8 protein-coding genes are annotated in these 10,554 nt (G+C 33.4%); 7 read left to right on the top strand and 1 reads right to left on the bottom strand.

The features are described from left to right. Window positions 1-176: 176 nt before the first annotated feature. On the bottom strand, window positions 177-4,241 hold the full coding sequence (locus tag ACYSNX_RS02130; protein ID WP_461753043.1) for a glycoside hydrolase family 2 TIM barrel-domain containing protein: 4,065 nt from the start codon (window positions 4,239-4,241) through the stop codon (window positions 177-179). A 333-nt stretch (window positions 4,242-4,574) separates the two neighbouring features. On the opposite strand from ACYSNX_RS02130, the gene ACYSNX_RS02125 reads away from it, so the two are divergent. The 7 genes from ACYSNX_RS02125 to ACYSNX_RS02095 all read left to right on the top strand — a co-directional run bounded on the left by ACYSNX_RS02125 (window position 4,575) and on the right by ACYSNX_RS02095 (window position 10,551). Continuing rightward, on the top strand, window positions 4,575-5,465 hold the full coding sequence (locus ACYSNX_RS02125) for an HAEPLYID family protein (RefSeq protein WP_461753042.1): 891 nt from the start codon (window positions 4,575-4,577) through the stop codon (window positions 5,463-5,465). Between the two features lie 203 nt (window positions 5,466-5,668). Beyond that, on the top strand, window positions 5,669-6,886 hold the full coding sequence (locus ACYSNX_RS02120; RefSeq protein WP_461753041.1) for a LuxR C-terminal-related transcriptional regulator: 1,218 nt from the start codon (window positions 5,669-5,671) through the stop codon (window positions 6,884-6,886). A gap of 86 nt (window positions 6,887-6,972) precedes the next feature. Continuing rightward, window positions 6,973-8,103, top strand: coding sequence for a LuxR C-terminal-related transcriptional regulator (locus ACYSNX_RS02115; protein ID WP_461753040.1), 1,131 nt, complete (start codon window positions 6,973-6,975; stop codon window positions 8,101-8,103). A 179-nt stretch (window positions 8,104-8,282) separates the two neighbouring features. Continuing rightward, a complete protein-coding gene (locus ACYSNX_RS02110) occupies window positions 8,283-8,843 on the top strand; it encodes a hypothetical protein (protein WP_461753039.1) in 561 nt (186 codons plus the stop codon). A 233-nt stretch (window positions 8,844-9,076) separates the two neighbouring features. Further along, window positions 9,077-9,406 (top strand): ArsR/SmtB family transcription factor, encoded by a 330-nt coding sequence (locus ACYSNX_RS02105; RefSeq protein ID WP_461753038.1) that lies wholly within the window; start codon window positions 9,077-9,079, stop codon window positions 9,404-9,406. A gap of 62 nt (window positions 9,407-9,468) precedes the next feature. Next, the gene (locus tag ACYSNX_RS02100; RefSeq protein WP_461753037.1) at window positions 9,469-9,921 is read left to right on the top strand and encodes a DUF6428 family protein; all 453 of its coding nucleotides are present in this window, start codon (window positions 9,469-9,471) and stop codon (window positions 9,919-9,921) included. Between the two features lie 15 nt (window positions 9,922-9,936). Next, window positions 9,937-10,551: an arsenate-mycothiol transferase ArsC gene (locus ACYSNX_RS02095; protein ID WP_461753036.1), complete on the top strand. Its 615-nt coding sequence runs from the start codon at window positions 9,937-9,939 to the stop codon at window positions 10,549-10,551. Window positions 10,552-10,554 lie beyond the last annotated feature (3 nt).

Below are 10,554 nucleotides of genomic sequence, written 5' to 3'. Positions count from 1 at the left end.
AACCTGTGAATTTTAAAAAACAGGTAAATATAAACAGAAAGAGGTAAACTATAAAAGCGATTGCTTTTAATAGTTTACCTCTTTACTTTAAGCTTCTATTTTAAAAAGGGACTTTTTCAGTGCCCTCGTAAAAATACAGTCCGTTTTTTTATATAACTATTTTTAAAATAGTTGTTCTATTGCTCCTCTGGTGCACTAGTTAATACACTAAATTCAGCTCCAGAGCCATAGTCCTGTCCGTTTTGAGAACTAAGAGCTGTAAAGCGAATATATTTAGCTTTTTTAGCGGAGTCAAAAAAGACTTTTTGTATTTTCTTACTGTTTTCAAACTCTGACTTTATAATTGGTTGCGACCAATTGTCTAAATCATCACTTAGTTGAATTTGATAAGCTTTTACATCCCCTGTTACTCCTTCTTGACGAGGTAAATAAGTAAAACCAGTGATTGGTTTATCTTCTAAGATTTCAAATACAATCCAGTGTGGAAATTGAGCAACTGTTACCGAATACATAGAATGCCAAATCGTCGATGGGTCATTGTCTAGTAAATTGATAGGATCTCCATAACCTTGTTCTACACTTGAACTAGCCACTACCTCTAGAGCAACATGGTCGATAGCTGGGAATTCCGCTGTATTGACAATTTTTTTGTTGTCTTTATACCATGTCTTTACCTTTGCCTTATTCTTTAGCTCAAACTCTTTGGTATACAAAAATGGTTTAGCATCATCGATTTGAACCATCATAGGGGCGTAGGAGGCATTAAATAAATTTACCATCCCTTTGTTGTCCCTTTGTATTAAAATTGGACTAGCTCCTTTTAAATCCACTTTAGTTTTACTTTGTTGGTCATTGTGGTAAACAGGACGAATCATAAAACCAAATAATTGTGCATCAGCCTTTACTCTGTGCCAAGCCAGTGGTGGACCTTGTCCACAGCTATTTCCTCCTAATCCAGTAGAGGAATGCAATAGATGTACATGAGTTAGGTGGCTTTTAGGAAGCTCATAACTATGTGCAGCTAAGGTAAGTTCTAATTCACTGAACTCTAAAGCCGAAGCGCTAAAGCCATCTTTACTTATAAAGACAATACCATCTCCATTGTCATTCGTTAAGGAAGACCATCTAACTTGTTCTCTATTACCAGTAGATTGTGGTTTTGCCCAAGGTACATATAAGTCTTTTACCTTACTGGTATATAGTCCAATATTGGCAGCACTTTGTCTGTCGATATAGTTGTTAAACGGACCTTTTCCATAGTAGGTATAGTTATCTAACATAGGCGATACCCCAAGAGAGAAGCCAAGATGAGGTAAAGGTAGATTAGCATTATTGGAATGCATACTACTTTGTAACTCTATAGAGCCATCTGGGTAAATGGTGTAGATGTAGCTACTATTGAAATGGAAGTCTTCCTGGGTGAATTTCTGATCTTCTAGATCTTTTATTTTGTATTTCCCAGAAGATCCACCTGTGATTTCACTTGGGAAATCTGCTTGGGAAACAACCTGGAAAATTAATACAATCTCTCCTTTATCTGTGTTATAGTGCTCGCTAGAAACTACCTTGTGTTTTAATTGATGTAATCCATTGCTGAACCACTGTTTATAGGCCCAGTTGTCATTGTCCATTGGAGCTCTAAAGGCATCTAACACAGGACCATTTCCAGGAGTTATTACTTGATTTTCACCATAATCTAAGGAGTAGATACTTCCTGTTTTTTGGTCAAAACTTACCTTAAATAAGTTGTTTTGTATCGTAGTAAAATTCCCCTGTTGCTGTAAATGTAGCTTGTTTGCTTTGTCTGTTGCTATTGCAATAGGTGCTTTGTTAGCTTGTTTTAATGCAAGTTGCTCTTGCATTTGGACAAATCCTTTTTTTGCCCAAAAACTATCGTTTTTAGTTATAAACTCAATGTCAACAAAGTACTCACTTTGATTTTCTAAGGTTTTATTATCAATAGGTAACTGTAAAACTGTACGCTGTCTTGGGCCTAAGTTTTCCATAGAACCTTTAAAGTTATATCCCGAGTCAATAGCTACTCCATCTTTGATAAGTAGCCATTTTAGACGGTAATCATCTAGGGTTGTAAAGTAGTTTTTATTGAAAATTTCAATTTCCCCCTTTTCCATATTCACTGGGGTTACACCTACGTTTTGATACACTTTCTTTACTTCGTAATATTGAGGTTTTGGAGTTAAATCCCCAAATAGTAAACCATTCATAACAAACATTCCGTCATTTGGAGTATCTCCAAAATCTCCCCCGTAGGCTAGGTATTTTTCATTGGTCTCTTTGTCATAACTATAAATGGACTGATCTACCCAATCCCAAATGGCTCCTCCAATAAAGAAGTTAGTAGATTCTATAGCATTCCAATAATCAATAAGGTTTCCGGCTGCATTACCCATCGAGTGAGCATATTCAGAGATATGGAAAGGGTATTTAATAGGATAATCTCCTTTAACTGCCTCTTGTACCCATGCAATAGAAGGGTATTGGTTAGAGCCAATATCCACAATAGAATTGTTTCTTTCGTATTGTATAGGACGAGAAGTATCTAATTGTTTAATTGCTTTATAAGCCTGTACGAAGTTATCTCCAGGACCAGCCTCATTACCTAGTGACCAAATTACAATACTTGGGTGGTTAATGGTTGCTTGCACCATTTCAATATTTCGCGCCACATGTGCATCTTCCCATTCTTTGGGGTGAGATAGAGAAGCTTTTCCATAGTAGTATTGATGGCTTTCTATATTAGCCTCATCCTCTAGGTAGATACCATACTTATCACATAGATAGTACCAATATGGATCATCTGGATAATGTGCGTTTCTTACGTGATTGATATTGGCTTGTTTTAGGAGTATAATCTCCTTCTCCATTTGCTCTTTACTTAACACATGACCTGTGTTAGGGTTAGTTTCATGGCGGTTAACTCCTTTTAATTTCACCGGTTTTCCATTGATGTAAAAATAGTTTCCTGCCAAGTTGAACTCATCCTCACTAGCCGGAGTTTGTTTTAATTCAATCTTTCTAAAACCAGTATAAGTAGAAACTATTTCTACCACTTTATTGTTTTTGTCTACTAAAGAAGTCACTAATGTGTAACGATATGGGGTCTCTGCATTCCAAAGTTTAGGGTGCATTACCTCAATGTCTGCTTGGGCATAATACGTAGTATTTGCTGCAATACTAGGCAAGTCAGTAGTTTTTTCTACATTCTTTACCTCTGTACTATTATCGCTATATAGCTCATTTAAGTATAGGTTATACTTTAATTTAAAACCTTTTTGAGCTTTTTTATCCAAGTTTTGTATCTCGGAGCTCACCTTTAAACTCCCATTGGTGTAATTTTGATCTAAATCTGGTAAAGCCACTAGATTTCTGATTTGTAGTTTTGGTTTTGCTACCAAAGAAACTTCTCTAAAAATTCCTGGTAAACGAAACATATCTTGGGCTTCTAAAAAGGAAGCATCAGAGTTTCTATATACCTCTACGCTAACAGTGTTGACTTTATCTGTATGTAGATAGTCGGTGATATTAAAGCTTGCTTGATTTCGGGAATTTTTAGAAAATCCAACATAATGCCCATTAATCCATAGGTAAAAAAAGGAATCTACTCCATCGAATTGTATATACACTTCCTTAGCTTGCCAATTAGAAGGAATATTAAATTCTCTTTTATATGAGCCCACCTCATTTCTATCTTGGTAAGTAGTCCAATGTTCTGGAGGAGTACGCATTACTCCGCCTTTATAGTCATCTACTTGAACACTATGCTGAAAGATAACTGGTTGGTTGACATAAATGGGTTTTCCATACTTTAGTTTACCAAAGTCTTGTATACCTGCCACGTTCCAGTTCATAGGCACCTGAACAACATCCCAAATGGAGGTGTCAAAATCATCTTTATAAAAATCTACGGGTCTTTTATCAGGGTGATTCACCCAATTAAATTGCCAACTACCATTAAGGCTTAAATAGTTGTCTGAATATTCTTTGTGTACTTTTAATGCTTGATTTAAATTATCAAAAGAAAATTGGTAGGCCTTTGGAAGTTCTTTGTTTAAAGCAATTTCCTGTGGTGATTCCCATGTTTTTTTAACTTCTTTCGGATGTTTTTCATAGGCATAGCCTGGCACTTTTTCTACAAAAGGCAATTGTTGAGCAAAACTTATTTTACTAAAGCTTAGTAAGCTTAAGAGTAGTAGTAGCTTTGTGTTAAACGTACTATTCATTGTTAAGGTTGGTTTTAGTGTAAAGCAAAAATAGAATTATATACATTAAAACAAAATCTATTACTTGGTTAAAAGATATTTTTTCTTAAAATTAACTAAATTTTTATTGGTGTTAATTGGATAAAAATATCCTTTTGTTCGCTTTTTTTTTTCTACCTTTATAAGTAGAAAGATCCCTTAAAAGATTAGAGTGTTATTTGATACTGTTTTTTTTCCTAGGAAATGACTTTTTTTCTAATGTTATAGTGCAAAGTGTTTTATGTAAGAAAAATGGTGTTTTGTGCTAATATGTGTTGTTTTAAATGATTTAATTTGCTTTTAAAAATTAAAACTATGGATTTTTTTAGAAAAACAGTAAAAGTGTTTTTAGTTATTACACTTTTTATCAGTGGTGCTACTTTGGCTCAAGGCCTATCTGAAAAAGAGCTTTCAGATAAGAGTATTTCCTCAGAGGTGTTACAACAAGAACCATTAATAAAAGACCAAGAAAAGCCACTACCACCTAAGGTTTTACACGCAGAACCATTGTTTTTCGATTTAATGCGTGATTTAGGTGCTCATAAAGGAGAAAAGGAGTGGAATGCCGGTTTTGGTGTAGCCGACCATAAAAATTACAATGAGTATTTTGGTTTTATCGAATATGAATTTGCTATCGCAAATAGATTAGGTTTAGAAGTAGAGATTCCTTTTTCTTTTAATAAAGAAACAGGTATTGGTAATGCAAGTATTCCTAACAACCGTATAGAGGGGATTAAATTAGCCTCTCAATATACTTTTTATGTAAACCAGAGAACGCAAACTTCTTTAGCTGTGGCTTATATCCATGAATTTGAGATGAATTATTTCAAAAAGCTAGATGGGAATGGACCATTTTTTACAGGAATGAGAATGAATCCTGTTTTGATTGCTGCCCAGAATTTTGGAAATTTCAATATGATGATCTTTGGTGGACCTGTAATTGAGAATCACTTTTCTAATGGTAGAACAAAGGTTTTAGGAACCATTAACTATAGTGCATTTTATGTATTACCTGGTACTAGAAACTTTATTGGTTTGGAGAATAACTTAGATTTTGATAAGGAAAAATTTCACTATATGTTGCGTCCGCAAATAAAAGTAGCTTTGTTACATAACCTTGCAGTAGGTTTTGTGACTGGTATTCCTTTGTCGGCAAATGAAGACGTTAAAATGGACTTTATGACTCGTATTATTTGGGAGCCATAAGTTAGAATTAGTTCTTAATAAAACAGCCAAGATGATTCATTTTGGCTGTTTTTTTGTTTATAAAACAATGTGTTTTATGTGTAAAAATAGGTTGTGGTAGGTGGTAAGGTGTGGAATTTGTAAACTGTGTGATTTTTTGTGTTAATGTATAAAGAAAATGTTAACAAAATTTATACTTTTGGAGTGTTATATTTTCCTAAAATATGTTACGCTTATTTTTCCCTCTCTTTTGTATGCTCTTCTTTGTCTTTGGTTGTGTTACAACTCTAAGGGCACAAAGCATAGATAAGGAAAGTCTTTTTGAACAGATTCACACATTAAATACCAATGGGCAATACGAAGATTCTATTATAATCTTAGAAGAAATTATTTCTACTCCTACCAGTGATTACTATGATAAATATTTAAGCTATTACCTTAAGTACTTAACCTATAAAAGGCTTTATAGCTATGATAAGGCTGTTGTTAATCTTGATCTTGCTCTTGAAAATGGCCTTAAAAGCCCACAATATGCTCAAGAGGTTACATCTCAAATAAAGTTTGAGAAAGTTTTTGTTGCCTTCGATCTACAGCAATTTCATACAGTGAGGGAGCTTATTGGCCATATTCAAGATGGGGATTTTGCTTTTATTCCCGATTATACTCATGCTATGTACCTTTCTGTAGTTGGTACCCTTTATAGTAAAGATGGGGATAACCAAAGGGCAGTTGATTATTTAGACCAAGCAATAGAAATTCTTAAAAAAGGGACTCAGGTAGACTTACCTTTACTTTATAGGAAGAAAATCGATTTTTATCGTCAGATGGGATTATACGATAATGCCATTGAAAGCTTTGAAAAGGGTATGTATTATGCTAAAAAGTATAATATGGATATGTATATAGCCAATCTTTATATGGATATTACCTACTACTACAATCAGATCCAAGATTTTGAAAAAGCAGCAATTGCCCAGCAAATCACCAATGAGTTAACTTATAAATACGATGAGAAAGGAGCTTTAGGTAGGCTAAATGTTTTAGAGAGTAGTTTGCAAAAGAAAATGTACGAACAAAAGTCCAAACAAAACCAATATATTCTTCTTATTCTTAGTGGTGTTTTTGTTCTTTTAGTAATGGTTAGTATAGTGATCTACTTTAGAAATAAAAAGTCTAAACGTATAGCTTTAGAGGTTTTAGAAAAGAATCAACTTTTAGGGGAAAATTTATCTTTATTAAAGACCTATGTTAGTGGACGCTCCTTTACAAAGCAACAGATGAGCTTACTGAATCCCAGACAAAAAGAAATTGTACAATTAGTCAAAAAGGGAAAATCAAACAAAGAAATTGCTGAACTCTTGTTTGTTACCGAAAATACGGTAAAGTATCACTTAAAAAATATTTTTAGAATATTGGATATTTCCACAAGAGAAGAACTTTAATTTGTTGTATGAAATAGTATAAATCTATGCGTAAGCTGTATTTTTTTTTATGTTTATTATGCGTTAGTGTATGTTTTTCTAAAGATATGGATTTTGTTGTTTTATCTACTAAAATTCAGGAAAATAACAACAATGGAGAGTATAAACAGTCCATATTATCCTTATGCGAAATCATCTATAGTCCTAAAGCTACTTATAGGGATAAGAGTAATGCTTATTTTTTAAAAGCCAGGATGTTACGTCAATTGGGGATATATCCTGAGGCTATTGCCAATATGGAATTGGCCTATGAAAAGGCAGTTAAAACCAAAGAAACCCAGAATCTAGATAAAGTATTTCTCTTTGAAATAGCCATGATACATTGCGAACAAGCTAAGTATAGTAAAGCAGTAGAATTATTTAACCAAGTAGATGCTAGTACTATGGATTTTCCTGTGGAGAGTAGAGCTAATGCTATTTGGCTGTATTTAAAGGGAATTGTGGCTAGTGAGTCTAATGATCATGAGAAAGCTATAGAGTATTTAAACCAGGCTATTGGGATTTTTGAAAAAGCTGATCCTATGTACTTAGTGGTAGTCTATAAGGAATTGTTGCGCAATTATATTGCAATGGGGCAAAGTAGTCAAGTAGAGCAGATATACGATAAAACCATTGAACTTGCTACTTTTTATCACTGGAAAAGTGAAGTATTACAGACCCATCGTATTATGGCTGTTTACTATACAGATATGGGAGAATATGAAAAAAGTTCAGCCCTTAGTAAGGTAGTGTTAACTAAAGCTACTGCATTTAATACGGTAAATATTAGCAGTAATTTAAACCTATTAGAAAAGCAGTTACTCCAAGCCCAAGCCCAAGCTCAGCGAACTAAGGAGATTCGTCTATTAGCTCTTGCCTTGGTGGCTCTTATAGGAATAGTTATAATGCTTTATTTTTTACTTAAAGGTAAAAGGAAAAATACTGCCAATAAAAACTACTTAGTGCAAAAGAATATTGCCTTAAAAAATACCCTAGATCAATTAAAACAAAAAAATATTCAAGATAGTATTAATCCTACTAAGCTAAGTGTACGTCAAAAATCGATAATAGATTTAGTGAAAAAAGGCAAAACAAATAAAGAGATAGCTCAAAAACTAGATATCTCTGAAAATACCGTCAAATATCATTTAAAGACCATTTATGGAATATTGGGAATTAAAAACCGAAGAGAGATATAAGTACTTTTTGGTATTGCATTTTAAAGGTTAACAATGGGTAATAGTTTAGCAATGGGTAGAATTTAGTCCTTTTATTGTTAAAAATAGTTATATTTTAGATACATCTACGTTAATTGAGGTTGAATTTTTGGGCATGGGTACAATAAGTAGTAGTTTGGAACACATAAAACTTCAATGCTATGAAAAAATATGTATTTATTATTGCTCTTTTTGCCGGTCTTAGTGCAGTGGCTCAGAGTAAAGATTACCAAGAAACTCCAATTGAAATTGATGAATTAGTAGAAAAAAGTGCCTACTATGGATTGAGCGATCAGCAAAGAGAGAAGCTAATCCAGAGAAAACGCAGCATAGGAAGAGAATATGCAGCTATTGGGAAGGATAGAAGTTTGTCCGGTTACGAAAAAGGAGTTAGAAAAAGGGAATTATCTATACAAATAGACAAAGATATTCGTTTAATATTAGGGGATACCCAATATAATAATTGGAGGGGAAAATCTAAAGGATACCACAAAGATTATTACGAAGATCGTCGCGATTACTATGAAGATCGTAAAGACCGTTATAAAGATAGAATTGAGGATGAGATTGATCGTTTAGAGGATCAGTATGAAAGAGATATTGATCGTATTGAAAGAAAATACAAATACGACAAATCAGCTATGAAAAGAGAAAAAGAAGTTCGAAAAGCTATTTTTAAAAGAGATAAAGAAGCTTTAAAGAGAATGAAAAATAGATACTAAAATTCAAATAAATTTTAGTAATAAAATAGAAAACCACCAGATATAGGGTGGTTTTTTTATTTTATAATTATTAGTTATAGAGTGCTTTACGTGTTTTTTGTCCTGGAGTAGTTTTATAGAGTTCTCTATGATTTTATTAAATGTAGTAATGGCAGGTTTGTTAAAATAATTAAAAATAGTTTTGCAGTTTTTTTTTAATATCGTAATATTACGATATTAAAATTAGTTAGAAAATGGGAATTACCAAATCAGAGTTATTTAGTGATAAAAAAAATAATTTATCTACTATGTTCAAAGTTTTATCTCATCCAGCTCGACTTGCAATTTTACAATATATAATTGATCAACAAGCGTGTATTTGTAGTGATTTAGTGGAGGAACTGGGCCTTGCTCAAGCTACTATTTCTCAACATTTGAAAGAGCTGAAAAACAGTGGGCTAATTAAAGGGAGTATTGAAGGTAAGTCGGTGTGTTATTGTATTGATGAGGTAGTTTGGAAAAACTTCTCTGAGCAATTCCAATTATTTTTTGCTCAAAATACATCCAATAATCAATGCTGCTAGCATTTTAACCTACATCATCGTAGTATTACGATGATGTATAAACCTTTTTAAAATAATATAATATGAAATTATCTGAAGTAAAAACAGTTTTAGAAAATCTGGAAAGAGTAGATTTTCAATTTGAAGATGGAACCTTTGTTGCGGAAAACTTCCATGTAACAGAAGTAGGTCAAGTAGTTAAAAGATTTATTGATTGTGGAGGAACAATAAGACAAGAGGTTAAGGTGAGTTTTCAATTGTGGAATGCACAGGATTATGAGCACCGTTTAAAACCAGGTAAACTACTTAATATTATCCGTTTATCAGAAACAAAATTGGGTATTGTTGATGCAGAAATTGAAGTAGAAGTACAAGGAAAAGAAACTATTGGCAAATACCTTTTAGCCTTTAATGGGACTCATTTCTTATTGAAAAACACATTGACAGCTTGTTTAGCAGAGGATGCTTGTGGCATTGAGCCAAATGTAATTCAAGAGCAAAGCAATAGTTGTACGCCTGGATCTGGATGTTGTTAATTTAAAAAAGCCAAGATGTATCCTAAACTCTACACCTTTATAGACGCTATTCTAGGATCTGTACCAATAGAGCACGAGCGTAACGAACTAGTTCAACCTCTTATTTACTTTATTCAAGATAAGGTAAATAAGGGTTTACCTATTGATTTAAATTTTATCTGTACCCACAATTCTAGAAGGAGTCATTTATGTCAGATTTGGATGCAAGTAGCCGCAAGCTATTATGACATTCCAAAGCTCCGATGTTATTCGGGAGGTACCCAGCAAACAGCCTTGTATCCCATGGTTGCTACGGTTTTAAAAAAGCAAGGGCTTAATGTGTTTAAAATTACAGAAACACAAAATCCGATCTATGCTATAAAGTCTAGTGATAATGCAGTTCCTATTATTTGTTTTTCTAAGAAGTATGAGGATACGTTTAATCCAAGTAGTGGTTATGCGGCTGTTTTAACCTGTTCACAGGCTGATCATGGATGCCCCTTTATAGTAGGGGCAGAGAAGCGCATTCCCATAACCTATGAGGATCCAAAAGCCTTCGATACAACCAAAAACCAAGAAGAAGGCTATTTTAAGCGAAGCTTTGAAATAGCCAGGGAAATGTTTTACATCTTATCACAAATAAAAAAATAAGCT

Source organism: Myroides sp. LJL115, from assembly GCF_054871665.1.
The sequence above is the reverse complement of the archived record's forward strand: the minus strand, read 5'-3'. Positions and strand labels throughout refer to the sequence as shown.

Excerpts from the sequence above, each read along its gene's own strand:
- ACYSNX_RS02130 (WP_461753043.1), bottom strand. The coding sequence starts at position 4,241 with ATGAATAGTACGTTTAACACAAAGCTACTACTACTCTTAAGCTTACTA.
- ACYSNX_RS02125 (WP_461753042.1), top strand. The coding sequence starts at position 4,575 with ATGGATTTTTTTAGAAAAACAGTAAAAGTGTTTTTAGTTATTACACTT.
- ACYSNX_RS02120 (WP_461753041.1), top strand. The coding sequence starts at position 5,669 with ATGTTACGCTTATTTTTCCCTCTCTTTTGTATGCTCTTCTTTGTCTTT.
- ACYSNX_RS02115 (WP_461753040.1), top strand. The coding sequence starts at position 6,973 with ATGGATTTTGTTGTTTTATCTACTAAAATTCAGGAAAATAACAACAAT.
- ACYSNX_RS02110 (WP_461753039.1), top strand. The coding sequence starts at position 8,283 with ATGAAAAAATATGTATTTATTATTGCTCTTTTTGCCGGTCTTAGTGCA.
- ACYSNX_RS02105 (WP_461753038.1), top strand. The coding sequence starts at position 9,077 with ATGGGAATTACCAAATCAGAGTTATTTAGTGATAAAAAAAATAATTTA.
- ACYSNX_RS02100 (WP_461753037.1), top strand. The coding sequence starts at position 9,469 with ATGAAATTATCTGAAGTAAAAACAGTTTTAGAAAATCTGGAAAGAGTA.
- ACYSNX_RS02095 (WP_461753036.1), top strand. The coding sequence starts at position 9,937 with ATGTATCCTAAACTCTACACCTTTATAGACGCTATTCTAGGATCTGTA.